21 protein-coding genes are annotated in these 23,980 nt (G+C 59.5%); 4 read left to right on the forward strand and 17 right to left on the reverse strand.

Features of this window, described 5'->3' with window-relative positions:
• Nucleotides 1-34 precede the first annotated feature (34 nt).
• The 14 genes from N8H22_RS09675 to leuC all read right to left on the reverse strand — a co-directional run bounded on the left by N8H22_RS09675 (nt 35) and on the right by leuC (nt 16,665).
• Nucleotides 35-1,246 (reverse strand): O-succinylhomoserine sulfhydrylase, encoded by a 1,212-nt coding sequence (locus tag N8H22_RS09675; RefSeq protein ID WP_264590297.1) that lies wholly within the window; start codon nt 1,244-1,246, stop codon nt 35-37.
• Nucleotides 1,247-1,303: 57 nt separating this feature from the next.
• Nucleotides 1,304-2,809, reverse strand: a complete 1,506-nt coding sequence (gene purF / locus N8H22_RS09680) for an amidophosphoribosyltransferase (RefSeq protein ID WP_264590298.1) — start codon at nt 2,807-2,809, stop codon at nt 1,304-1,306.
• Nucleotides 2,810-2,883: 74 nt separating this feature from the next.
• A complete protein-coding gene (locus N8H22_RS09685) occupies nt 2,884-3,396 on the reverse strand; it encodes a CvpA family protein (protein ID WP_264590299.1) in 513 nt (170 codons plus the stop codon).
• A gap of 136 nt (nt 3,397-3,532) precedes the next feature.
• Complete coding sequence (locus N8H22_RS09690; protein WP_264590300.1) at nt 3,533-4,129, reverse strand: SPOR domain-containing protein; 597 nt, start codon at nt 4,127-4,129, stop codon at nt 3,533-3,535.
• The gene (gene folC / locus N8H22_RS09695; protein ID WP_264590301.1) at nt 4,113-5,414 is read right to left on the reverse strand and encodes a bifunctional tetrahydrofolate synthase/dihydrofolate synthase; all 1,302 of its coding nucleotides are present in this window, start codon (nt 5,412-5,414) and stop codon (nt 4,113-4,115) included. The genes N8H22_RS09690 and folC overlap by 17 nt, the downstream gene beginning before the upstream one ends.
• Nucleotides 5,411-6,304, reverse strand: a complete 894-nt coding sequence (gene accD / locus N8H22_RS09700) for an acetyl-CoA carboxylase, carboxyltransferase subunit beta (RefSeq protein WP_264590302.1) — start codon at nt 6,302-6,304, stop codon at nt 5,411-5,413. The genes folC and accD overlap by 4 nt, the downstream gene beginning before the upstream one ends.
• 224 nt (nt 6,305-6,528) lie before the next feature.
• Nucleotides 6,529-7,152, reverse strand: coding sequence for a phosphoribosylanthranilate isomerase (locus N8H22_RS09705; RefSeq protein ID WP_264590303.1), 624 nt, complete (start codon nt 7,150-7,152; stop codon nt 6,529-6,531).
• 106 nt (nt 7,153-7,258) lie between these two features.
• The gene (gene truA, locus N8H22_RS09710; protein WP_264590304.1) at nt 7,259-8,122 is read right to left on the reverse strand and encodes a tRNA pseudouridine(38-40) synthase TruA; all 864 of its coding nucleotides are present in this window, start codon (nt 8,120-8,122) and stop codon (nt 7,259-7,261) included.
• Between the two features lies 1 nt (nt 8,123).
• Nucleotides 8,124-10,916 carry a FimV/HubP family polar landmark protein gene (locus N8H22_RS09715; RefSeq protein WP_264590305.1) on the reverse strand — a complete coding sequence of 931 codons (2,793 nt, stop codon included), beginning with the start codon at nt 10,914-10,916 and terminating at the stop codon, nt 8,124-8,126.
• Between the two features lie 142 nt (nt 10,917-11,058).
• The gene (locus N8H22_RS09720) at nt 11,059-12,057 is read right to left on the reverse strand and encodes an aspartate-semialdehyde dehydrogenase (RefSeq protein ID WP_264590306.1); all 999 of its coding nucleotides are present in this window, start codon (nt 12,055-12,057) and stop codon (nt 11,059-11,061) included.
• Nucleotides 12,058-12,222: 165 nt separating this feature from the next.
• On the reverse strand, nt 12,223-13,335 hold the full coding sequence (asd, locus tag N8H22_RS09725; RefSeq protein WP_264590307.1) for an aspartate-semialdehyde dehydrogenase: 1,113 nt from the start codon (nt 13,333-13,335) through the stop codon (nt 12,223-12,225).
• Between the two features lie 54 nt (nt 13,336-13,389).
• Nucleotides 13,390-14,472, reverse strand: a complete 1,083-nt coding sequence (gene leuB / locus N8H22_RS09730; RefSeq protein ID WP_264590308.1) for a 3-isopropylmalate dehydrogenase — start codon at nt 14,470-14,472, stop codon at nt 13,390-13,392.
• A 106-nt stretch (nt 14,473-14,578) separates the two neighbouring features.
• Complete coding sequence (leuD, locus tag N8H22_RS09735; RefSeq protein WP_264590309.1) at nt 14,579-15,226, reverse strand: 3-isopropylmalate dehydratase small subunit; 648 nt, start codon at nt 15,224-15,226, stop codon at nt 14,579-14,581.
• A gap of 11 nt (nt 15,227-15,237) precedes the next feature.
• Nucleotides 15,238-16,665 (reverse strand): 3-isopropylmalate dehydratase large subunit, encoded by a 1,428-nt coding sequence (leuC, locus tag N8H22_RS09740; protein ID WP_264590310.1) that lies wholly within the window; start codon nt 16,663-16,665, stop codon nt 15,238-15,240.
• 156 nt (nt 16,666-16,821) lie between these two features.
• Between leuC and N8H22_RS09745 the strand changes: the two genes are divergently transcribed.
• A complete protein-coding gene (locus N8H22_RS09745; RefSeq protein ID WP_264590311.1) occupies nt 16,822-17,721 on the forward strand; it encodes a LysR family transcriptional regulator in 900 nt (299 codons plus the stop codon).
• Between the two features lie 183 nt (nt 17,722-17,904).
• A complete protein-coding gene (locus tag N8H22_RS09750; RefSeq protein ID WP_264590630.1) occupies nt 17,905-20,724 on the forward strand; it encodes an EAL domain-containing protein in 2,820 nt (939 codons plus the stop codon).
• Nucleotides 20,725-20,765: 41 nt separating this feature from the next.
• On the opposite strand, the gene N8H22_RS09755 is transcribed toward N8H22_RS09750, so the two are convergent.
• On the reverse strand, nt 20,766-21,212 hold the full coding sequence (locus N8H22_RS09755) for an Hsp20 family protein (protein WP_264590312.1): 447 nt from the start codon (nt 21,210-21,212) through the stop codon (nt 20,766-20,768).
• Nucleotides 21,213-21,340: 128 nt separating this feature from the next.
• Here N8H22_RS09755 and N8H22_RS09760 point away from each other — a divergent pair, with 128 nt between their 5' ends.
• On the forward strand, nt 21,341-22,087 hold the full coding sequence (locus tag N8H22_RS09760; RefSeq protein ID WP_264590313.1) for an SDR family oxidoreductase: 747 nt from the start codon (nt 21,341-21,343) through the stop codon (nt 22,085-22,087).
• Nucleotides 22,088-22,094: 7 nt separating this feature from the next.
• On the opposite strand, the gene N8H22_RS09765 is transcribed toward N8H22_RS09760, so the two are convergent.
• Both N8H22_RS09765 and N8H22_RS09770 read right to left on the reverse strand, forming a co-directional pair.
• Complete coding sequence (locus N8H22_RS09765; protein ID WP_264590314.1) at nt 22,095-23,072, reverse strand: tRNA-dihydrouridine synthase family protein; 978 nt, start codon at nt 23,070-23,072, stop codon at nt 22,095-22,097.
• A gap of 172 nt (nt 23,073-23,244) precedes the next feature.
• A complete protein-coding gene (locus tag N8H22_RS09770) occupies nt 23,245-23,571 on the reverse strand; it encodes a hypothetical protein (RefSeq protein WP_264590315.1) in 327 nt (108 codons plus the stop codon).
• A 152-nt stretch (nt 23,572-23,723) separates the two neighbouring features.
• Between N8H22_RS09770 and N8H22_RS20100 the strand changes: the two genes are divergently transcribed.
• Complete coding sequence (locus N8H22_RS20100; protein WP_264590631.1) at nt 23,724-23,912, forward strand: hypothetical protein; 189 nt, start codon at nt 23,724-23,726, stop codon at nt 23,910-23,912.
• Nucleotides 23,913-23,980: the final 68 nt, after the last annotated feature.

The following is a 23,980-nucleotide window of genomic DNA, read 5'->3' on the forward strand; positions in this document are numbered from 1 at the left end:
CGGGAGTCTGCGCCCGCTGTTCCCTCCGCTGGCGTCAAAGCGCGGCTAGACCGCGAGTCAGATCCGCTTTCAGGTCAGCGACATCTTCCAAGCCCACCGCGACGCGGATCAGGCTATCGCGGATGCCGGCAGTGGCACGATCTACCGACGACAGGCGCCCGTGGGTTGTCGATCCTGGATGGGTGATGGTGGTCTTGCTATCACCCAGATTGGCCGTGATCGAGATCAGGCGGGTGGCGTCGATGAAGCGCCAGGCGCCCTCCTTGCCACCTTTGACCTCGAAGCTCACTACGGCACCAAACCCCTTCTGCTGACGCTTGGCCAGTTCATGCTGCGGATGGCTGGGCAGGCCGGCGTAGTAGACCTTCTCCACCCCAGGTTGCTGCTCCAGCCACTCGGCCAGCTGCTGAGCGCTGGCGCAGTGGGCCTGCATGCGCAAACGCAGCGTCTCCAACCCCTTGAGAAATACCCAGGCATTGAACGGACTGAGGGTCGGGCCGGCGGTCCGCAGAAAGCCGACAATTTCCTTCATCTGCTCGCCTCGCCCGGCAACAACGCCGCCCAGGCAACGGCCCTGGCCGTCGATGTACTTGGTCGCCGAGTGGATGACGATATCGGCACCGAGCGCCAGTGGCTGCTGCAATACCGGCGTGCAGAAGCAGTTGTCCACTGCCAGCAGTGCACCTTTGCCATGGCAAAGCTGCCCGAGGGCAGTGATGTCCACCAGCTCAGCCAACGGGTTGGATGGTGACTCGACGAACACCAGCTTGGTGTTGGGTTTGAAAGCCTGCTCCCAAGCCGAAAAGTCGGTCAGCGGTACGTAGTCGACTTGCACACCGAAGCGCTTGAAATACTTTTCGAACAGCGAAACGGTGGCACCAAATACGCTGCGCGAAACCAGCACATGGTCGCCAGCGGAACAGAGGCTCATCACCGTGGCGAGGATCGCGGCCATGCCAGACGCCGTAGCGACCGCCTGTTCAGCGCCCTCCAGAGCGGCAATACGCTCTTCGAATGCGCGCACGGTAGGGTTGGTATAACGTGAATAAACGTTGCCGGGCACATCACCGGCAAAGCGCGCCGCCGCATCGGCAGCACTGCGGAATACATAGCTGGAGGTGAAGAACAAGGGCTCGCCATGTTCGGCCTCCGGAGTCCGGCGCTGACCTGCACGCACGGCGAGGGTGTCGAGCCCTACACCGTCGAGATCGCTGTCCAGCCGTCCGGCTTCCCATTCATTCGACATAGTGATTTCCACCTTGTATCGCTGCTGCGGTATCCGCCGCCGCAGGCGACGGTCTCGTCAGTTGTTGTACAGGTCGATGATGGCGCTGACCGCATTGGTCTTGGCCTTGCTCGCGTCGTTGCGCGCCTGTTCGATTTTCTGCAGATAGGCGTCGTCGATATCGCCGGTGATGTACTTGCCGTCGAACACCGCGCAATCAAAGCTCTCAATCTTCACCTTGCCGCCGCCGACAGCATCGATCAGGTCCTCAAGATCCTGATACACCAACCAGTCCGCACCGATCAGCTCGGCCACTTCCTCGGTACTACGATTGTGTGCGATCAGCTCGTGAGCACTGGGCATGTCGATACCGTAGACATTTGGGTAGCGCACCGCCGGAGCTGCCGAGCAGAAATACACATTCTTCGCCCCGGCTTCACGGGCCATCTGAATGATCTGCTTGCAGGTGGTACCACGGACGATGGAATCGTCGACCAGCATCACGTTCTTGCCGCGAAACTCAAGGTCGATGGCGTTGAGCTTCTGTCGTACCGACTTCTTGCGCGCTGCCTGACCGGGCATGATGAAGGTTCGGCCGATGTAGCGATTCTTGACGAAACCTTCACGAAACTTGACGCCCAGACGGTTGGCCAACTCCAGTGCAGCGGTGCGGCTCGTGTCGGGAATCGGAATGACCACATCGATGTCGTGCTCGGGTCGCTCACGCAGAATTTTGTCTGCAAGCTTCTCGCCCATGCGCAGACGCGCCTTGTACACCGACACCCCATCCATCAGGGAATCCGAGCGCGCCAGGTAGACATATTCGAAAATACATGGAGCAAGTTTCGGCGCTTCCGCGCACTGACGGGTGAACAGCTTGCCATCGGTAGTGATGTACACCGCCTCGCCGGGCGCCAGATCACGAATCAGCGTAAAGCCGAGCACATCGAGTGACACGCTTTCCGAAGCGATCATGTACTCCACGCCCTCATCGGTATGACGCTGACCGAAGACGATCGGACGGATCGCATGGGGGTCGCGGAAGCCGACGATGCCATATCCAGTCACCATCGCCACCACCGCATAGCCACCGCGGCAACGCTCGTGCACCTTGCTCACAGCAGCGAAAACGTCTTCTTCGGTCGGCTGCAGTTTGCCGCGCACCGCCAGCTCATGGGCGAATACGTTGAGCAGTACTTCCGAATCGGAATTGGTGTTCACATGACGCAGATCAGACTCGTAGATTTCCTTGGTGAGCTGCTCGACGTTGGTCAGGTTGCCGTTGTGCGCCAGCGTGATGCCGTAGGGCGAATTGACATAGAACGGCTGCGCTTCAGCAGAACTGGAGCTGCCAGCAGTGGGATAACGGACATGACCGATGCCCATATTGCCGATCAGTCGCTGCATGTGACGCTGCTGAAAAACGTCACGAACCAGGCCATTGTCCTTGCGTAGGAACAGGCGATCATCATGGCTGGTCACGATACCGGCGGCGTCCTGCCCGCGATGCTGCAGTACGGTAAGCGCATCATACAGCGCCTGATTGACGTTCGACTTACCGACAATGCCGACAATGCCACACATGCAAGGAACCTCTCAGTTTGTTTCAGGCTGGCACCCAGGCAGTGAACTGCCAGAAGCGCTTTCGATAATTTGGCTCAGCTGGACGGAGTGAGCGAACCTGCAAGCCATTGGCTGCTGAGCCCGACAATCAGGTTCTTCGACCAATCGGCTATCAGCAGGAAGTGCGGTAACAAGGTCGACTCCCGCCACCAGATGTCCTCTTGCACTGGCGCCAGGCTAAGCAAACCCGCCAGCACCACGACCAACAGACCACCCCGAGCCGCACCGAATACCATGCCCAGCAATCGGTCGGTTCCCGACAGCCCGGTCACTCGAATCAGTTCACCGATCAGAAAATTGATCAGCGCGCCCACCAGCAGAGTGGCAACGAACAAAATGGCGCATGCAGCGATGACCCGTGCCGATGGTGTGCTGATGAATTCGGCAAGATGATGTGACAGCGCACCACCGAACATCCAGGCGACTACCCCGGCAACGATCCAAGTGAGCAGCGACAAGGCCTCCTTGACGAATCCTCGTTTCAAACTGATCAAACTGGAGACAGCGATGACGGCGATGATGGCCCAATCGACCCAGGTTAGAACCACGGCGTCTTCTGCGTAGGGGAAAGGCGGCGCATTTTAGCAGACGCCCGGCTGCGGGGTAAGCACAAACACCGGAGCAAACATGATGCGTATGCGTACCGGAAGGTCACGGCAACGTGATTCAGCACCCGCAGACAGCTCAGAGGGCTTCCGGCTTGAAGCGAACCACGAACCCGTTCAGCTTCTGTTGCCGCTGCAGCTGATCACGCAATCGATTGGCTTCATCGCGTTCGATCAGCGGCCCGACGAAGACCCGATTCATTCCGTCCGCAACACGAATATATGCATTGTAGCCCTGCGAACGCAGCGTTTTCTGTAAGGTTTCGGCACTCGCCCGATTGGACAAACTGGCCAGCTGGATCGACCAGCTCACCGGCAGTTTGTTGGCATCCAGCCGTGCTTGTTCCTGCGGGGCCGATTGGACCGCGTCCGACTGAGTGGCGACCGTCGGCCTCTCTTCTGGGGTTGCCTGAGGCGTCGGGGCGGCAGATGCCTCGTCCACCGTCTCTTCGGCGATTTCCAAACCCTCGGGAATCGACGCTGGCTCGGGCACCGCAATCGGCTCCATCTCAACTTTCGAGATCGAGGGTGTGGCAGGCATTGCAGGGGCGTCAACACTCACGTGACGCAGATCATTCTGACGGGTGAACAGCATGGGTACGAAGATTACCGCTAGAGCGATCAGTACCAACGCCCCGACCATGCGTTGCTTCAATCCCTTATCCAGCAGTGCCATGTCCCGTTCCCTCTGTACGCTGGGTGAGCCACTTCAATGCGTCAGCGACACAATAGAAAGATCCGAACAGGAGAATCTCATCCTGATCTTCGGCTCGGCGACATTGTGCCTCCAGCGCCTGCGCGACCGTTGGATACTCGTATACCGTCGCCTTGCGTTCAAGTAGTGCAGCACGCAATTCGGTCGCAGAGCGGGAGCGCGGACTATCGAGCGGCGCAACCGCCCACTCACTCACGTGCGGCACCATTACCTCGAGAATGCCGTCAAGATCTTTATCTGCCAGCAAACCAAATACTGCGAGACGACGAAGTCGCGGCTGCTGCGCGAGATACCCAGCCAAATAGCTGGCCGCGTGGGGATTGTGCCCGACATCCAACAGCAGTGAGAGCGTCCGCCCCTCCCAGTGAACCATTCGACGGTCGAAACGTCCTGCGATCCGAGCTTGCAGCAGAGCCCGAACGAGAAACTCTGGCTGCCACGGCAAATTCAACAGGGCGTATGTCTGTAACGCCAGAGCCGCATTTTCAAGGGGCAGCTGCAGTAACGGCAAGTCATGCAGCTCAAGCTGATCGCCTACCGCATTGACGCCTCTCCAATGCCAGTTCGCCGAACCACTCGCGAGATCATAATCCCGGCCACGCAAACACAATGGCACACCCAAGCTCTCAGCCTGGCTCAGCAGTGATACTGGCGGGTCGAGATCGCCGCAAATAGCGGGTTTTGCACTTCGAAAGATGCCAGATTTTTCGAAACCTACACTTTCTCGGCTATCACCCAACCATTCGGCATGATCGAGGCCAACATTGGTCACGACCGCCACGTCCGCATCAACCAGATTGACGGCATCAAGGCGCCCGCCGAGGCCAACTTCCAGTACCGCAGCGTCCAGATTGGCACGCTCGAAAAGCCAGAGTGCCGCCAGCGTGCCCATTTCGAAATAGGTGAGCGAGGTTCCGTTACGCGCCGACTCCACGGCCTCAAAGGCCTCGCAGAGAGCAACGTCATCGACTTCACTGTCATCGATGCGCACTCGCTCGTTGTAGTGCAGCAAGTGCGGCGAACCGTACACACCGACCTTGAGGCCCTGCCCCCGCAACAACGAGGCAATGAAGGCACAGGTGGAGCCTTTTCCGTTAGTACCAGTGACGGTAACTACGCGCGGTGCAGGACGAGTCAAACCGAGGCGCGCAGCAACCTCGCGAACCCTGTCGAGCCCCATGTCGATTGCTGCGGGGTGCAGCTGCTCGAGATAACTCAGCCAGTCCGGGAGGCTTCTAGCGCTCATGCAGAAGCCGTTACCTGCGCGGGTGTCGCGGGTGCAGGAAGGCGCTGTAGCTGCGCGAGCAGACTGGCGAGGCGGGCACGCAGCTCGGCACGCGGAATGATGAGATCGATAGCACCGTGGTCCAGGAGAAACTCGCTACGTTGGAAACCTTCCGGAAGCTTCTCGCGAACGGTCTGTTCGATAACACGTGGACCAGCAAAACCAATCAGGGCCTTCGGCTCGGCGACGATGACATCGCCCAGCATCGCGAGACTGGCGGAGACCCCCCCGTAAACCGGATCGGTCAACACGGAGATGAACGGCAGGCCTTCTTCGCGCATGCGCGCCAGAACGGCCGAGGTCTTGGCCATCTGCATAAGCGAAATCAACGCTTCCTGCATGCGCGCGCCACCGGAAGCCGAGAAACAAACCAAGGGACAGCCCTGCTCCAGCGCCACATTGGCCGCACGCACAAAGCGTTCACCAACGATCGCACCCATCGAGCCGCCCATGAAGGAAAACTCGAACGCGCACGCGACCACCGGCATCTTGAACAAGGTGCCCCGCATAGCAATCAAGGCATCCTTTTCACCTGTCTGTTTCTGCGCAGCAGAGAGGCGATCCTTGTATTTCTTGCTGTCACGAAACTTCAGGCGATCAACGGGCTCAAGATCACTGGCGATTTCTTCACGGCCGTCGGCATCGAGAAAAATATCCAGCCGAGTACGAGCGTCGATTCGCATGTGATGCTGACATTTCGGGCATACATCGAGCGTCTTCTCCAGCTCGGGGCGATACAGCACGGCTTCGCAGGATGGGCACTTATGCCACAGCCCTTCGGGCACGGAGCTCTTCTGCGTCTCGGAGCGCATGATCGAGGGGATCAGCTTGTCTACCAGCCAGTTGCTCATGCTTTTGTTCTCCAAAGCTTGCAATCCCACGCGCATTCATGTCGCGCGCCGGTCAAATTCATTGTTACGGCTCGGTACCGCGCATCCGGTACCCGCTACCGCATTCGGCGATACGCCAAATTACGTGATCGCTAGTTACTAAGACCTTGCCGTACATGGAACAGGGCGCTCGGAGCCAAATACAACCAGCGATCCGTTACTGGACGGTAAAGAGTCCCCAAGCGTCACATGACACCTCTAACCTGTCGGATGAACGCCCGAACCTTCGCAGCATCCTTTATGCCCCTGCTCACCTCGACACCGCCACTCACGTCGACCGCATAAGGACGCACCTGGGCGATCGCTTCAGCCACGTTGTCCATGGTCAGTCCGCCAGCAAGTATCAACGGTTTAGGTAGAGCACCTGGAATCAGCGACCAGTCGAAACGCTCCCCAGTCCCTCCAGGCACGCCGGAGACATAGGTATCGAGCAGAATGGCGTTCGCCCCGGCAAAGTGTGCCGCCTGAGTGGCTATATCAATACCAGGACCGACACGTAGCGCCTTGTACCAGGGGCGACCGAAGCCTTCGCAATCAGCGGGCGTCTCGTCACCATGAAACTGCAATACATCAAGCGCAACCGCATCCAACACCTCGCCAATCTCGCATCGAGTCGCATTGACGAACAAACCAACGGTACTGATGAAGGGTGGCAACGCATTGACGATCTGTCGTGCCTGCTGGATACCGACCGCGCGCGGACTCTTGGCATAGAACACCAAGCCGATAGCGTCCGCCCCAGCCTGTGCAGCAGCAAGAGCATCCTCGACGCGGGTGATTCCACAAATCTTGCTACGAACGACCGACAACTAAGCACACCTATACAAAAGACACCGGATGGTAACAAAAGCGCAGCAGCCTGCAAGCCAATGTGGACAGTCGCCGAACCACACAATGTTAGTACTCGTAATGCACTTAGCCGTACTGGCAGTCATTCAGGCCTGAGAGAAAATGCGGACCAAGATATCGCGATGGCAAATCAAATTCTGCAGGATATTCCACGCGCACCAGATACAGGCCGTAAGGATGCGCAGTAACCCCTCCAGTTCGCCGGACTCGCGTTTCAAGAACATGGCGAGCCCATTCGACTGGCCGCTCACCAGCACCAATGGTCATCAAAACCCCTGCAAAATTGCGCACCATATGATGCAGGAACGCATTGGCCCGCACATCGATCACGATAAACTTACCGTGCTCAAACAATTCCAGGTGGTGCACTGTTTTGATGGGCGACTTGGCCTGACATTGCCGCGCCCTGAACGCGCTGAAGTCATGCGTACCAACGAGCGCTTGGGCCGCCTCTCGCATCAGGTCAATATCGAGCGGGCGATGGTTCCAAGTGACCTCCTCAGCCATGTGGGCAGGTCGAATCTGATCGTTGTAGATGACATAGCGGTAGCGACGTGCCATAGCACTGAAGCGGGCGTCGAAATGAGCAGGCATTTCCTTTGCCCAAGTAACACTGATGTCGCCAGGCAAGTTCATATTCGCGCCCATGACCCATGCATGCATATCGCGGTCTACTGGCGTATCGAAGTGCACCACCTGCCCGCTCGCATGCACCAGAGCGTCGGTGCGCCCGGCGCAACTCAAAGCAACTGGATACCCGCCCGCAACCTTGCCAAGAGCCCGCTCCAAGGCCTCCTGTACAGAAGGCACTCCGGCACGCTGGCGCTGGAAACCACGATACCTAGAACCTTTGTATTCGACGCCTAGGGCGATTCTGGAAATGTTAACGGCAGCCGTTACGGCTGCCGCTTCAGGTACTTCATGAGGCATATCAGGCTAGCTTGGCGAGCATCTCTCGCGCCTCTTGCCGCTGAACTTCGCTCCCCTCCGTTACGACCTCATCGAGGATATCGCGGGCGCCCTCTGCGTCACCCATATCAATATAGGCGCGCGCCAAATCGAGCTTCGTGGTCGCCTCATCGGTGTCGGAGAAGAAATTAAAATCATCGTCCTCCTGCGTCCCTTCGCCCTGAGTGCCCGCGGCATATGTCTCTGAAGGGAGAGGACTAGTCTCATCCAGATCTCGAGACAAGGCTTCGAGCTCGGACTCCACATGATCCAGTTGATCAGTCAAGCTCTCACTCTGCGATTGATCCCCCAACCCGTCATCAGAGGAAAGATCGAAATCATCCGTCAGCTCGGACGCACTCAAATTACCATCCACTCCTTCTTCGGCAGTCTCTGGCGCCAAAGGAGCGTCATCCAGTTCAAAATTGAAGTCGAAATCCTTGCTTATAGCGTCCTGCGATACTGACGTTTCCTCGTCGGAACCCAGGTCAAAGGACAAATCGCTCAGTTCGCTGGGACTGGAAGTGGCAGGCTTAGGCTCGTCTAGCAATTCGAACGAAAAATCGTCGGCTGACTGCGCATCAACCTCAGCATCTGGATTCAGATCTTCCAACGACACTTGATCGATCGCTACAGAGTCACCCTGAGCACTAACGTCGTGCAGGGGTGTCTCGCCGCTGGACCGGTCTTCGGCAAGATCGATATCAAGATCGTCGAGACTGAGATCAAACGCATCATCCAGATCCTGACCCGCAGCAGCCGCGGAGGTCTGCTCTTCGAACTGCAGGTTATCCAGATCGAAATTGGCAAAATCGGCATGCGCCGCTGCCGGGGCGGTCACAGCAGCTGCAACTGCCACCATCGCTGGATATTTACGCTTGAGTTGCTCAATACCAGCGCTGGCCCCTCCGATTTCGCGCAGCTCCGTTTCCTGACGAGCGAAGCCCTCGCGATCGCCCAGTTCTGCATAAACCTCCATGAGCTTGAGGCGCAGATCACTGCGCTGCGGCTCATCGTTCAAAGCATTCTGCAGTAGTTCAGCCGCCTGATTGAAACGACCATAAGCGATATAGATATCAGCCTCAGCCAAAGCATCTCCAGTGGACGCCACTGTCTGACCAAAAGACTCCGACTCAGCAAAAACCGGTGCAGACGCCTTGATCAAGGCCTGCTGTTCAAGATCATTCTGATCCTGCAGCTCCTGCAAATTAAAACTTTCCGTTTCACCGCTAGCCATCAACTGCTCTTGAAGCTCGGCCTCCTTCATCGCGTTTCGCCGCGAAAGCGCCATGAGGCCAACCAACAACAACAGCAGCGCGCTGCCACCCAGAATACCGAGTAACAGCGGATTACCCAGATACTCATCCAGCATGCTCGATTCCTCGGGCACACTTGCTATCTTTGCCGGCTTTGCTTTGGCCGGAACTGCCGGCGGGACGGAAGGCTTCGCCGCCTCCGATGCAGGGGCAACTCGCTCGGAAGCCCTTTCTGCCGACGCGGGCTCGCCAACCGGCGCACTATCGCCTGACTCGCGCCCCACGACGCCCGTCTTGCCCGCCTCTTGCGCGGAAGAACCCTCCCCTTGATCGCCAGCGACAGGAGCAGCAACGCCTTCGACGGGCTGCACTTGTTCGTCGACCGCCAGTTGGGCCTGAAGCTTGGCCAACTGATCATCTTTGAGCTGCATCAGGCGCTGCAGCTTTTCCAGCTGACCTTGAAGCTCATCCATGCGCTCTTTGAGATCGATATTTTCGCGCCGACTGGAATCGAGACTTTCTTGAGTGGTTGCCAATCTGTCGCGCAACGCCTTGGTATCGCTCCCCTTGCCGGTGTCACTTCCGTCAGTGGACTTGCCAGCATCCGGCGCAACCAGGCGCAGACTATCGCCGCTCTCGCTGTGCGCAGGAGCATCTCCTGCCTTGACTCGGCGGGTAGCATCGATTTGACGCGTGCCTTCGACGGAAGCGCTCCGCGCTTGCCGCCAAGCTGCATTTTGTTGCGCTACCTGCGCAATAGCCTCAGCCTGAGTACGGCTACTAACCTGATTTGCATCCGGCAAGCGAAGTACCTGGCCACTCTTCATTCGATTGATATTGCCGTCGATGAAGGCGCCGGGATTCAGGTCCTGAATAGCCAACATCGCCTGATGCACTGAACCGCCGTGCCGATTTCGATCAGCGATCTCCCAGAGGGTATCGCGGGCGGAAGTTTTGTATTCAGAACCAGACAAAGTACTGCCAGCGGCCTGACTTGGAACGAGCGCTGGAGAAGAAGATGTTCTCTGCCGGCCTGGCGTTCCCGATATAGTCGAACTCGGCGCCGGAGCAGCAGCAATTGGCAGCTGAGGAGCCACTGCTGCGACGACGTCGGGAGAATAAAGCGGCGGATCTAGCAGCAATGTGTACTCGCGCAACAAGCGACCATTGGGCCACAGCACCTCTACCAAAAAGTTGAGATAGGGCTCGCGCACCGGCTTGCTGGAAGAAATCTGAATGACACTTTTACCGTCGGGCCGAAGTACCGGAGTGAACTTCAGATCGGTCAGGAAATACTGGCGATCAATCCCTGCGCGATTAAAGTCCTCTACCGACGCAAGCGCAGGAATCACTTCTCCCGCACCAAGCGTTTTCGCGTCTAGCAGTTCGATTTCCGCGACCAGCGGTTGATTCAGCGATGACTGCAGCCTGACCTCTCCAAGCCCCAGCGCGTAAGCCGCCTCGGTAGTCAGCGCAGTAGCAGCCGCAATTGCCAGCACCAGATTTCGAACCCGAACCATTATTAATCCCTTGTTTATCTTTTTTCTCGAAGCCCGAGAAAGGGTCTTATTGTCACTGCCCGCGCCTCGCAGCGCTCCCCATCAGCGATAAGCCGTTCCAGCACCAGCTAGAAAAGTTCTTCGAATTTTCAGTAAGTATCTTTTACAGATAGTGTTTTATCAACAACTCGGCGGACAGCACAGCATTCCATGCCGTCCCTTTTCGCACGTTATCAGACACAATCCACAAATTGAGTTCGGCCGGATCGTCCATCCCCTTCCGCACCCTGCCGATGAAAACGACATCCTGCCCAACTGCGTCGCCGACCACCGTCGGATAGTCGTCTTGCGCCGCCAACTCAACGCCAGGCGCTCTATCCAATGCCTGCAACACTGCTTCGAGATCAACAGCACCGCGTGCGACCAGGGAAACGCTAAAGCTTTCGCCGAAAAACACGGGGACCTGCATGAATGTCAGCGCCAGCCGAAGCGCCGGCCCTCCTAACAGGAACTGCAGCTCCAGCGCCGTACGCCGTTCCTGAGCCGTTTGCCCACGCTCGTCAGGCTCTTCGACCCTGGCCAACAGATTGAACGCAATCTGCCTATCGAAAAAGCGCGGCTCCAATGGTCGCCCATTGAGCAGCTCCGCAGCTTGTCGAGCAAGCTCGTTGACTCCGGCCCTCCCTCGACCAGATACGGGCACACACGCAGTGACTGTCACACGCTCAATATTCAAAACACTGCGAAAAGGCGCCAGAGCGGTCGCCAGCGCTACGGACTCAGGTGACGGGCTGGCAATGCAGCGCGGCGGCACCATGCTCGAGTTAACTTCGGGCACCACGCACGGAACTTGGGACAAATCCCGCGCCCCTGAAAGATCAACCACCAAGCAACCGGCTTGCTCAGCCTGTTCAAAGCAGGCAGCCGCCAGTGCTCTGTCGCCAAGCAAGAATACCAGCCCCACCCCAGCGAACTCGAACGCATCAGCGGCACGCACGCGTAATGTGCTACCGCGAAAGCTCTGGGTCTGCCCCGCCAGGTCCGCCGAATCCAACAAGTACAACTGCCCGACAGGAAAGTCGCGCTCTTCCAGCATCTCGACAATTGCTTCGCCACCCAAGCTCGCGGCGCCAACCACAGCGACATCAACTGTCGTAGCCATCGTGGACTCCTCTATTATCGGACCGGCACTTTAGCCGAATGAGTATTCACTGCAAACGAACCCGTCGAGCGGTCATGGCCGTAGAGGATGCAAGAATGATCGGCGACCGACAAAACGCGCCTAAAAAAACGCCGCGGTTAACCGCGGCGCTTTCGTAGATGCGACTTAGCGCTCCAGCAGGATACGCAACATCCGTCGTAGAGGCTCTGCCGCTCCCCAAAGCAACTGATCGCCCACCGTGAAGGCACCGAGGAAATGCGACCCCATATTGAGTTTGCGCAATCGACCGACGGGAACACTCAAAGTACCGGTAACCGCTGCGGGGCTGAGGTCCTGCATGCTCGCATCACGGTGATTCGGGACCAGCTTGACCCAAGGATTGTGCTGGCTGATCAGTCCTTCGATATCGGAGATCGGCACGTCCTTGTTCAGCTTGATGGTCAGCGCCTGGCTGTGGCAGCGCATGGCGCCGATACGTACGCAGATACCATCGACCGGAATCGGGCTCTTGAAGCGACCGAGGATCTTGTTGGTTTCCGCCTGCGCCTTCCACTCTTCACGGCTCTGTCCGTTCGGCAGCTCCTTGTCGATATAAGGAATCAGGCTGCCGGCCAGCGGCACGCCGAAACTGTCGACTGGGAAGGCTTCACTGCGCTGGGTCTCGGCAACCTTGCGATCAATGTCGAGGATGGCGCTAGCAGGGTTGGCCAGGTCATCGGCCACTGATGCATTGATAGCACCCATCTGCTTGATCAGCTCGCGCATGTTCTGTGCGCCAGCACCGGATGCCGCCTGATAGGTCATCGCGCTCATCCATTCGACCAGACCGGCTTCGAACAGCCCGCCGAGTCCCATCAGCGCCAGGCTGACCGTGCAGTTGCCGCCGATGTAGTTCTTGGTGCCGGCATCCAGCTGCTGGTCGATCACGCGGCGGTTCACCGGATCGAGCACGATCACCGCATCGTCCTGCATGCGCAGCGAGGACGCTGCATCGATCCAGTAGCCCTGCCAGCCGGCTTCACGCAGCTTGGGGAAAACTTCATTGGTGTAGTCGCCGCCCTGACAGGTCAGGATCACATCAAGGCCTTTCAGCTCGTCGATGCTGTAGGCGTCCTTCAGCGCAGCGGTTTCCTTGCCAATATCGGGCCCCTGGCCGCCGACATTGGAAGTGGTGAAGAACACGGGCTCGATCAGGTCGAAGTCCCGCTCTTCCAGCATCCGCTGCATGAGCACGGAACCGACCATACCGCGCCAACCGATCAGACCTACACGTTTCATCGCAACTACACCTATAGAAAAAGTGGCCCACACCATTCAGCGCGGGCCAAAAGATTACAACTTCGCGAGGGCCGCGACTACTGCATCGCCCATCGCCTGAGTACCAACTTTGCTACAGCCTTCGGACCAGATGTCGCCCGTACGCAGCCCCTGATCGAGCACATCGCTGACCGCCTGCTCGATGGCGTCGGCTGCCGCTACCTGATTGAAGCTGTAACGCAGCATCATCGAAACGGAAAGAATGGTCGCCAGCGGGTTGGCGATACCTTTGCCGGCAATGTCCGGTGCCGAGCCATGACACGGCTCGTACATGCCTTTGTTGCCGGCGTCCAGCGAGGCGGACGGCAGCATTCCGATCGAACCGGTGAGCATGGAAGCCTCGTCCGACAGGATGTCGCCGAACATGTTGTCGGTGACGATCACGTCGAACTGCTTCGGCGCGCGCACCAGCTGCATGGCCGCGTTATCGACATACATATGGCTCAGCTCGACTTCCGGGTAGTCCTTGGCAACTTCCTCGACCACCGCGCGCCACAGCTGGCTGGACGCCAGCACGTTGGCCTTGTCCACCGAGCAGAGCTTCTTGTTGCGCACCATGGCCATGTCGAAACCGACCTTGGCGATGCGGCGGATCTCGCTCTCGCTGTACGGCAGTGTGTCGTAGGCCATGCGCTCGCCGTTCTCCAGCACCTTGCTTTCGCGCGGCTGGCCGAAATAGATACCGCCGGTCAGCTCGCGCACGATCAGGATATCCAGCCCAGCGACGATTTCCGGCTTGAGCGACGAGGCATCGGCCAGTTGCGGATAGAGCAGCGCCGGGCGCAGATTGCCGAACAGGCCCAGCTGGGAGCGGATCTTCAGCAGACCGCGCTCGGGACGGATGGCCGGATCGATGGCATCCCATTTCGGCCCACCGACGGCACCAAGCAGGATGGCATCAGCGGCACGGGCACGCTCCAGGGTCTCATCGGCCAGCGGCACGCCGTACTTATCGACAGCCGCACCGCCAAGCTCGTCATAGCTCAGCTCGAAGCCCAGCTGGAACTTGTCATTGGCCAGCTGCAGCACCTTGACCGCCTCGGCCATGATCTCCGGGCCGATACCATCGCCAGGGAGAACCAGAATCTGCTTGCTCATTGCATTCCTCTATTTTTCGTAGGGTGGATAACGGCCATCGGCCTTATCCACCGGAATCCTCTGATGGAAAACGCTGCGCGGTTTTCCACCCTACCTGCACGCTCGCTTACTTGATCGCGCCGAACAACCAGGGCTGGTTCTGCTGATGACGAGCTTCGAAGGCCTTGATGGCTTCGGCGTCCTGCAGGGTCAGTCCGATGTCGTCCAGGCCATTGAGCAGGCAATGCTTGCGGAAGGCATCGACCTCAAAGCGGTACTGCTTGCCATCCGGACGAGTCACGGTCTGCGCAGCCAGGTCTACGGTCAGCTGGTAGCCCTCGGTCGCCTCAGCCTGCTGGAACAGCTCGTCCACCTCCTCTTCTTTCAGCACGATCGGCAGCAGGCCGTTCTTGAAGCTGTTGTTATAGAAGATGTCGGCGAAGCTCGGCGCGATGATGGTACGGAAGCCGTACTCGTCCAGTGCCCACGGCGCATGCTCGCGGGAGGAACCACAGCCGAAGTTCTCGCGAGCCAGCAGCACGCTGGCGCCTTGGTAGCGCGGGAAGTTCAGCACGAAGTCCTTGTTCACTGGACGCTGCGAACAATCCTGGTTCGGCTGACCGACGTCCAGGTAGCGCCACTCGTCGAACAGATTGGGGCCGAAGCCGGTGCGCTTGATCGACTTGAGAAACTGCTTGGGAATGATCTGATCGGTATCGACGTTGGCACGATCGAGTGGGCAGACCAGGCCGGTGTGTTGGGTAAAGGCTTTCATCGGTTCTCTCCTCAGGCCTGGATCAGTTCGCGTACATCGATGAAGTGACCGGTCACCGCTGCAGCGGCCGCCATCGCCGGGCTGACCAGGTGGGTACGACCACCGGCACCCTGCCGGCCTTCGAAGTTGCGGTTGGAAGTCGAGGCGCAATGCTCGCCGCTGCCCAGCTTGTCCGGGTTCATCGCCAGACACATGGAGCAGCCCGGCTCACGCCATTCGAAGCCGGCCTCGATGAAAATCTTGTCCAGCCCTTCTGCCTCGGCCTGCTGCTTGACCAGCCCGGAGCCCGGCACCACCAGTGCCTGCTTGACGTTCGCGGCAACTTTGCGGCCCTTGGCGACTTCGGCGGCGGCGCGCAGATCTTCGATCCTTGAGTTGGTGCAGGAACCGATGAACACGCGGTCCAGCTTGATTTCAGTGATCGGCTGGTTGGCGTTCAGGCCCATGTACTTCAGCGCGCGCACGATGGAGTCGCGCTTGACCGGATCGGCCTCGACGGCCGGGTCCGGCACGTTCTGGTCGACGGCAAGGACCATTTCCGGCGACGTGCCCCAGCTGACCTGCGGCTTGATGTCCTCGGCCTTCAGCTCGACGATGGTGTCGAACACCGCGTCATCATCGGAGACCAGCCCCTTCCACAGTGCTACGGCCTTGTCCCAGTCGGCACCCTTCGGTGCGTATGGGCGCCCTTCGACATAGGCGATGGTCTTTTCGTCGACCGCCACCATGCCCACACGCGCACCGGCCTCGATGGACATGTTGCAGATGGTCATACGCCCTTCCATGGACAGATCGCGAATCGCGCTGCCAGCGAACTCCAAGGCATGACCGTTGCCACCGGCGGTGCCGATCTTGCCGATCACAGCCAGCACGATGTCCTTCGCGGTGACACCGAACGGCAGCTTGCCCTCGACGCGCACCTGCATGTTCTTCATTTTCTTGGCCACCAGGCACTGGGTGGCGAGCACATGCTCTACCTCGGAGGTGCCGATGCCGTGGGCCAGTGCACCGAAGGCGCCGTGGGTGGAAGTGTGCGAGTCACCGCAGACCACCGTCATGCCCGGCAGGGTGGCGCCCTGCTCCGGGCCGATGACATGGACGATGCCCTGGCGCACGTCGTTCATCTTGAATTCGAGAATGCCGAAATCGTCGCAGTTCTCGTCCAGCGTCTGCACCTGGATGCGCGAGACCTCGTCGGCGATGGCTTCCAGACCGCCCTGGCGCTCGCCCTTGGTGGTCGGCACGTTGTGGTCCGGGGTGGCGATGTTGGCATCGATGCGCCACGGCTTGCGATTGGCCAGGCGCAGCCCTTCGAAGGCCTGCGGCGAGGTCACTTCGTGGAGGATGTGACGATCGATGTAGATCAGCGACGAACCATCGTCGCGACGTTTCACCTCGTGCATTTCCCAGAGCTTGTCGTAGAGCGTTTTGCCGGCCATCGGACTTTTCCTCATCTGCTTTCTATGCGGGGCGAATAGCCCTTGCGCTTATGGGGACGATGCTAGGGGCTTGCATTGAATTACTCAAATTCATATTTTTCATCCAAAGCATTCCCTCAAGGAATCAACCCCTTGGGTTTTCGGAGCATCGGTTTCATGGATCTCGCCAGCCTCAACGCTTTCATCGCCATCGCCGAAACCGGCAGTTTCTCGCTTGCTGCCGAGCGCCTGCACCTGACTCAGCCGGCCGTAAGCAAACGCATCGCGGCGCTGGAACACCAATTGGACGTTCGTCTGTTCGACCGCCTTGGTCGCGAAATCAGCCTGACCGAAGCTGGACGCGCGCTTCTCCCCCGCGCCTATCAGATTCTCAATGTACTGGACGACACGCGCCGCGCCTTGACCAACCTCAACGGCGAAATCAGCGGGCGTCTGTGCCTCGCCACCAGCCATCACATCGGCCTGCATCGCTTGCCGCCGCTGTTGCGGGCATTCACCCGCACCTATCCGAGGGTAACGCTGGACATTCGCTTCCTCGATTCCGAGATCGCCTACGAGGAAGTACTGCATGGTCGCGCGGAGCTGGCGGTTATCACTCTTGCGCCGCAAACCGCGGAACCCGTGCGAGCGGTCAAGGTATGGGACGATCCGCTGGATTTTGTGGTCGCGCCAGAGCATCCCCTGGCGCATAAACCCGCCATCACCCTGGCGGATGTCGCCGGCTACCCAGCGGTATTTCCCGGTGGCAATACCTTTACCCACCACATCGCCCAACGACTGTTCGAACGCGAGGGCTTGAAGCCCAACATCGCCATGAGCACCAACTATATGGAGACCATCAAAATGATGGTCTCCATCGGCATCGCCTGGAGCGTACTGCCACGCACGATGCTCGACGAGCAGGTGGTGCGCCTGCCGTTGCCATCGATCCAGTTGTCGCGCCAACTGGGGTATATCCGGCATAGCGAGCGAACGCTATCGAACGCAGCCAAAGCCTTCATGACACTGCTGGATAACGAAAAGGACGGCTTGCACTGCGGCCCGGGCAGCAGATAACGTCGGGGCCACAACAAGAAAAAGATGCGACCCATGACCGAACGCCCCCGCTTCGAGAATCCTTCGCAACCGCCCACACCAACCGAGCCAGAACCCGTTTCTGCCGGGGTTCCCCTTCAACAACCGCGCATCTGGCCGTTCGACCCCACACAAAGCGAGCAACCCTGGCAAGACGCCACGGATATGCTGACCGTGTTGGGCGATGCCAATTTTGGCGTCTGGGCCTGGGAACTGAACACCGGCAGGGTGTTCTGGTCACGTCACAGCCAGACGTTGTTCGGTCTCGACGACGGTCCGTTGTCAGCCAACGGGGTCGAGTATCTGCAGTTGGTCGCCGAGGAGGATCGCTCGACGGTCGCGCGCCTGTTCGAATCGGTGCTACGCAACGACGAGCGACACATACGTCTGGAGCACAGGGTTCGCTGGCCGGATGGCAGCCTGCGCTGGCTAGAGATTACTGGTCAGCGTCATCGGGCACATAAAGCCGGGCAACCGATGCTGATTGGTGTGATTCGCGACAACACCGAGCAGCACCTGCAAGCCGAAGCACTCCAGCAGAGCCAGGAACGTCTCCAGCTGGCGCTGGAATCGGTCGATCTGGGCACCTGGGACTGGCATATCCCAAGCGGCGAACTTTATGCATCGGCGCGAGCATCCGATCTGCAGGGCGCAATGACCGGTGCATATCAAGGCTCGTTCCAGGAGTTCTTCGCTCACGTCCCCAACGACGATCGCCAGAAAATGCGCCAGGCCTATGCCGACCTGATAAGCGGGCGCAATCAGGTGTATCAAGTGGTTTACCGGGCGCAGCTTGCCGATGGCAGCATTCGCCATCTGGAAAGTACCGCCAGACTATATCGAGACGAATCCGGCAAGCCGCTGCGCATGGCCGGCATCATCATGGACATCACCGAGCGGGTACTGCGGGAACAGCGTCTGAGTGCATCGGAGGAGAAGTTCGCCACGCTGTTCCAAGGCAGCCCCGATCCCATCAGTCTGACGCGAATCCGCGACGGCAGATTCCTAGAAATCAATCCGAGCTTCAGCAAGACATTCGGTTGGTCAGCCACGGAGATCGTCGGTCGAACGGCGCCGGAAATCGGCTTCTGGAAGGACGAAACGCGTCGCCAGATGCTGTATGCACAGCTGTCACGCGACCGCAGCCTGGAGAATGCCGAGGCGGAGTTCCATACCGTCGACGGCCGCGTGGTCACTTGCGTGGTGTCCTGCCGCTTCATCCGCGTCGAACGTCGGCAATGCATCATCACCACGTTCCGCGATATCACCAAGCGCCAGCAGGCAGAGGCGGCATTGCGCGCCAGCGAAGCGAAGTTCGCCAAGGCGTTCCGTACCAGCGCCGATGCCATCACTATCAGCGAACGGCACTCCGGCAAGTTTATCGAGGTCAACGAAGGCTTCTATCGGCTGACCGGCTATCACCCTACGGAGGTAATCGGGCGCTCTGCAGCTGAGCTGCGTCTGTGGCCCGGCGACCAACGTGCGCAAATCATCGCCACGGTGCAGCGCGAAGGACGGATGGTGAATCAGGAGATGATCGGCCAGGACCGTAGCGGCCAGATCAAGTCGATCGAAGTGTCCGTCGAGCCGATGGAGCTCAACGGCGTTGAATGCCTGTTGCTGACAGCCCGTGATGTCAGCCAGCTGAAGGCGGCCCAGGCGCAGGTCCATCACATGGCCTATCACGATCCCCTGACCAACCTGCCGAACCGCACGTTGCTGATGGAGCGATTGAGTCAGCAGAGTGCCCTGCACAAGCGACACGAGCTGCGCGGCGCCCTGCTGTTTCTCGATCTGGACCATTTCAAACGCATCAATGACTCGCTCGGCCACCCCGTCGGCGATGCGGTACTGAAGATGATCACCGCACGTCTGGAAGCCAGCATCCGCCATGAGGACACGGTCGCGCGGCTGGGCGGCGACGAATTCGTGGTACTGCTCACCGGTCTGACGGGAAAGCGCTCGCAGGTCACCCGTCATGTGCGCCAGGTGGCGGAGAAGCTACGCAAGCTGCTCGCTGAGCCAATGCTCTTCGACGGCCATCGCCTGCAGGTCACCCCGAGTATCGGTATCGCGCTGATTCCCGACCACGGCGACACGCCGGCCGACCTGCTGAAACGAGCCGACATCGCCCTGTACCGCGCCAAGGACGCCGGCCGCAATGCTATCCAGCTATTTCGCACAAGCATGCAGGAAGCTGCCAGTGCACGCCTGCGACTGGAGAACGAGCTGCGCCTGGCGCTGATGCGCAACGAGTTCGAACTGCATCTGCAACCCCAGGTCGATGCCCGCAGCGGCCTGATCATCGGCGCCGAAGCTCTGCTGCGCTGGTGTCATCCGTCACTCGGCCCACAGTCACCGCAGACGTTCATTCCGGTTCTCGAAGAAAGCGGGCTGATCATCGATGTCGGCGGCTGGGTCATCGACGAGGCGTGCCGGATTACCGCCAAACTGCTGGAGCAGCGGCTGGTGTCAGCCGAGCAATTCAGCCTTTGCGTCAACATCAGCCCTCGTCAGTTCCGCCAGAACGACTTTGTCGAGCGCGTCTCGCTCGCCCTGGAACGCAGCGGTCTGCCGCGGCAAATGGTAAAGCTGGAAATCACCGAAAGCATTGTCATCCAGAATCTCGACGACACCATCGCCAAGATGCATCGGCTGCGCAATCTCGGCGTCAGCTTCGCGATGGACGATTTCGGTACCGGCTACTCTTCGCTCACCTACCTCAAGCGGCTGCCGGTGGACCTATTGAAGATCGACCAGTCATTCGTGCGCGACGCCATCGTCGATGGAAACGACGCGCAGATCATTCGCGCGATCATCACCATCGCCGCCAGCATGCAGCTGGCCGTCATCGCCGAAGGCGTTGAGCAGCAGGCACAGCTGGACATGCTGCAATTGCAGGGCTGCCACCTCTATCAGGGTTATCTGTTCAGCCCGCCGCTTCCCGAAGTGGAGTTTTGCGCCTTGCTACAAGGCAGATGCTGATCACTGAAACGAAAAGGGTGCCTCGCGGCACCCTTTTTTGCTTAGCTTTCCAGCGCTGGTCGCTCCCCAGCATTAATCGGAATGCGCTTAGGCTTCGCCTCTTCCGGCACAACACGCTCGAGATCGATATTGAGCAAGCCATTGCTCAGTGCGGCGCTGCGGACCTCGATGTGATCGGCGAGGCGGAACGACAGCTTGAACGCCCGCTGGGCAATGCCCTGGTGCAGGTAAGCGACGTTCTGCGCCTCATTCTCGCGCTTGCCACCGCTGATGGTCAGCACGCTGCGCTCAACCTGTAGCTCCAGATCGGACTCCTGCAGACCGGCGGCCGCAACTACGATGCGATAGTGGTCATCCCCGTGCTTTTCGACGTTATAGGGTGGATACGAACTGCCGGCGTCATTGCGCAGGGCCGACTCGAACAGATCGTTGAAACGATCGAAACCAACGGATTGACGAAACAGTGGGGCCATGGAAAAAGCGGTCATGGTAAAGCTCTCCTGAATATCAGCGAGTGGACTGTGCGGAACCCGTCTTCGGCATCCCGCATCCCCTAGATAGGAATCGCCTGATAGATTTCAAGGGCTGCCAAACCGGCTTTCATCAGGAGCGGACCATGAGCAAAGTGATGTTGATCACCGGCGCCAGTCGAGGTATCGGCGCGGCCACCGCCCGCCTGGCATCCCGCCGCGGCTACGCGTTATGTCTCAACTATCGACAGCAGGCGGATGCGGCCAATCAGCTGGTTGCCGAAATTCGTGCGCACGGTGGCCAGGCCATTGCCGTGGCCGCCGATGTCGCCGACGAAGCCCAGGTATTGCGCTTGTTCGAGACTCTGGATCGGGAGTACGGCCACCTCGACGTGCTGGTAAACAATGCTGGCATGCTGGAGCGGCAGATGCGTCTGGAGGATATGGATGGCGCTCGCCTGAGCCGGGTCCTGGCGGTCAATGTGGTCGGCAGCTTCCTTTGCGCACGCGAGGCGGTGAAGCGCATGTCTACCCGACATGGCGGTCAGGGAGGCGCCATCGTCAATCTGTCGTCGGTCGCAGCGCGACTAGGCGCGCCGGGCGAATACATTGATTACGCTGCGGCCAAGGGCGCTATCGACAGCATGACCATCGGCCTGGCCAAGGAAGTCGCCAGCGACGGCATCCGCGTCAACGCGGTGCGCCCCGGTATCATCCACACCGAGATCCACGCCAGTGGTGGCGAACCGAATCGCGTCGAGCGTGTTAAGGCCAGCGTCCCGATAGGGCGTGGTGGCTATCCCGACGAGGTGGCCGAGGCAATCCTCTGGCTGGCCAGCGAGCAGGCCAGCTATACCAGCGGCGCGCTGCTGGATGTCAGCGGCGCACGCTGACGTCGGATCAGGCCTCGGCGAACGCCCTGCTGCTCGACCGCACACACTCACCGAGCAAGGCATCGATACGCGCACAATCGTTCTCCCGGCGCAGCTCGCCGAAAAGTGTGAGCGCCTCGGGGTAGCTACGGGTAAGCATGGCCAGCCACTGCTTCAGGCGTCCGGGTGCATAACGCGGAGCAATCTTGCGCCGCGCCTGCTGCCAGAAATCGACCAGCATCGGCGAGAACTCCGCCCAGTCCATCGCCGCCACATCCCGTCCCGCTCGTGCCGCAGCGATCTGCCTGGCGAGATCCGGCCGGGAAACCAGCCCACGCCCCAGCATGATGTCCTCGACACCGCTGATCTCACGACAGCGCCGCCAGTCGGCCAGCGACCAGATATCGCCGTTGGCATACACCGGCACAGTCACAACATCCTGGATCCGCGCTACCCACTCCCAATGCGCAGGTGGCTTGTAGCCATCCGTCTTGGTCCGCGCATGCACCACCAGTTGCTCGGCTCCGCCGGCCACCAACGCGCGGGCGCAATCGAGCGCCCCGGCCGGACTATCGAAACCGAGCCGCATCTTCGCGGTCACCGGCGTGGCGGCCGGAACCGTGCGTCGCACCTCGCACACGATCGCATGCAGCAGTTCCGGCTCCTTGAGCAGCACCGCGCCGCCACGGGACTTGTTGACCGTCTTCGCCGGACAACCAAAATTCAGATCGATCGCCGGCGCGCCCAGGCTGCACGCATACGCGGCATTGTCCGCAAGACATTGCGGATCGGAGCCGAGTAACTGCACCCGCAGTGGCGTCCCCGCACGGGTGACGGCGCCGTTCTCCAGTTCCGGGGCAAGCTTGCGAAAGTGGCTCTGCGGCAGTAACCGATCCGATACACGGATGAACTCGGTGACGCACCAGTCAACCCCACCTGCGCGGGTCAACACGTCTCGGAGGATCTCGTCGACCAGACCTTCCATGGGTGCCAAGGCGATCTGCATCGTCAAAGTCGTCTCGCTGAAAAAGGCGGCATTGTACGGAGGCTGGATCCCGTTATGAATCACAGGATGTCACTGGCCGCCACTTGGAGCATGACGAGCATAGATAGGCCGCCATCTCCGAGCCGTGCGAGGTCGTTAACTTCGCTTCAGAAAAGTCCGAAAGCAGTGACGGTCACTGTTTCGACTTCTCCCGCTGCGGACGACGGTGATGGACCATGTCGGTCTCGTTACCGCCATGCCCCGGCTCGCCAGCATTACGATCAGCCGGAGCGAGTGGCCTTGTCAGCGAACCATCGAACGCCTCGTTCCTTTCGTTAGAGGGCGGCAGGCGGCCAATGCCCGTACCCGTTCCCATAGATCCCTTGCCAGCCGCCCCACCATCAGGCGGAGCGCTCTCCTCGAGCGTAACTACAGGTGAAGCAGAGCCTTGGGCGCCCTGCGCCAGGGCACCGATCACCATCAGCGTCATACCGATGATGAGTGGAAGGTCAGCACGCATGACGGTCTCCTCCCTGCCATTTCCTCATTAGGCCGATGTACGAGGACAGAGTGCCCGCCGCTTTATGAATGAATCGTCTCGGAACCGTCCCGCCACGCCAGAGTCCATTGAACAGGTACAGGTTGCGATAGCTGCAAAGGACGCACGACGTGATAACCCCTGCCTTCATTCTCATTCTGATGCTGTTCGGCTGGATCTCAGTGGCCTTGGCGCTGCTCTGGGGCATGCTCCGCATCGCCCGGCGCCATCATCGGCCTGAAGCGCCGACACACGCAGCATCGCGCCTTGCACATCCATCGCAAACTCACGAAAGGCGCCTGAACGCGATCATAAATCTCTGAATGGAAAAACATTTTTTGATTTAGTCCGTGACAACCGCGACGGAAGCTGTAGAATGCACGGCGCGGGA

This window comes from Stutzerimonas sp. S1, assembly GCF_025966695.1.
In the GTDB taxonomy this organism is placed as follows: Bacteria; Pseudomonadota; Gammaproteobacteria; order Pseudomonadales; family Pseudomonadaceae; genus Stutzerimonas.

Coding starts and splice junctions, on each gene's coding strand:
- N8H22_RS09675 (WP_264590297.1), bottom strand. CDS start 1,246: ATGTCGAATGAATGGGAAGCCGGACGGCTGGACAGCGATCTCGACGGT.
- purF (WP_264590298.1), bottom strand. CDS start 2,809: ATGTGTGGCATTGTCGGCATTGTCGGTAAGTCGAACGTCAATCAGGCG.
- N8H22_RS09690 (WP_264590300.1), bottom strand. CDS start 4,129: ATGGCACTGCTGGATAAGGGATTGAAGCAACGCATGGTCGGGGCGTTG.
- folC (WP_264590301.1), bottom strand. CDS start 5,414: ATGAGCGCTAGAAGCCTCCCGGACTGGCTGAGTTATCTCGAGCAGCTG.
- accD (WP_264590302.1), bottom strand. CDS start 6,304: ATGAGCAACTGGCTGGTAGACAAGCTGATCCCCTCGATCATGCGCTCC.
- truA (WP_264590304.1), bottom strand. CDS start 8,122: ATGCCTCATGAAGTACCTGAAGCGGCAGCCGTAACGGCTGCCGTTAAC.
- N8H22_RS09715 (WP_264590305.1), bottom strand. CDS start 10,916: ATGGTTCGGGTTCGAAATCTGGTGCTGGCAATTGCGGCTGCTACTGCG.
- N8H22_RS09720 (WP_264590306.1), bottom strand. CDS start 12,057: ATGGCTACGACAGTTGATGTCGCTGTGGTTGGCGCCGCGAGCTTGGGT.
- asd (WP_264590307.1), bottom strand. CDS start 13,335: ATGAAACGTGTAGGTCTGATCGGTTGGCGCGGTATGGTCGGTTCCGTG.
- leuB (WP_264590308.1), bottom strand. CDS start 14,472: ATGAGCAAGCAGATTCTGGTTCTCCCTGGCGATGGTATCGGCCCGGAG.
- leuD (WP_264590309.1), bottom strand. CDS start 15,226: ATGAAAGCCTTTACCCAACACACCGGCCTGGTCTGCCCACTCGATCGT.
- leuC (WP_264590310.1), bottom strand. CDS start 16,665: ATGGCCGGCAAAACGCTCTACGACAAGCTCTGGGAAATGCACGAGGTG.
- N8H22_RS09745 (WP_264590311.1), top strand. CDS start 16,822: ATGGATCTCGCCAGCCTCAACGCTTTCATCGCCATCGCCGAAACCGGC.
- N8H22_RS09750 (WP_264590630.1), top strand. CDS start 17,905: ATGCTGACCGTGTTGGGCGATGCCAATTTTGGCGTCTGGGCCTGGGAA.
- N8H22_RS09755 (WP_264590312.1), bottom strand. CDS start 21,212: ATGACCGCTTTTTCCATGGCCCCACTGTTTCGTCAATCCGTTGGTTTC.
- N8H22_RS09760 (WP_264590313.1), top strand. CDS start 21,341: ATGAGCAAAGTGATGTTGATCACCGGCGCCAGTCGAGGTATCGGCGCG.
- N8H22_RS09765 (WP_264590314.1), bottom strand. CDS start 23,072: ATGCAGATCGCCTTGGCACCCATGGAAGGTCTGGTCGACGAGATCCTC.
- N8H22_RS09770 (WP_264590315.1), bottom strand. CDS start 23,571: ATGCGTGCTGACCTTCCACTCATCATCGGTATGACGCTGATGGTGATC.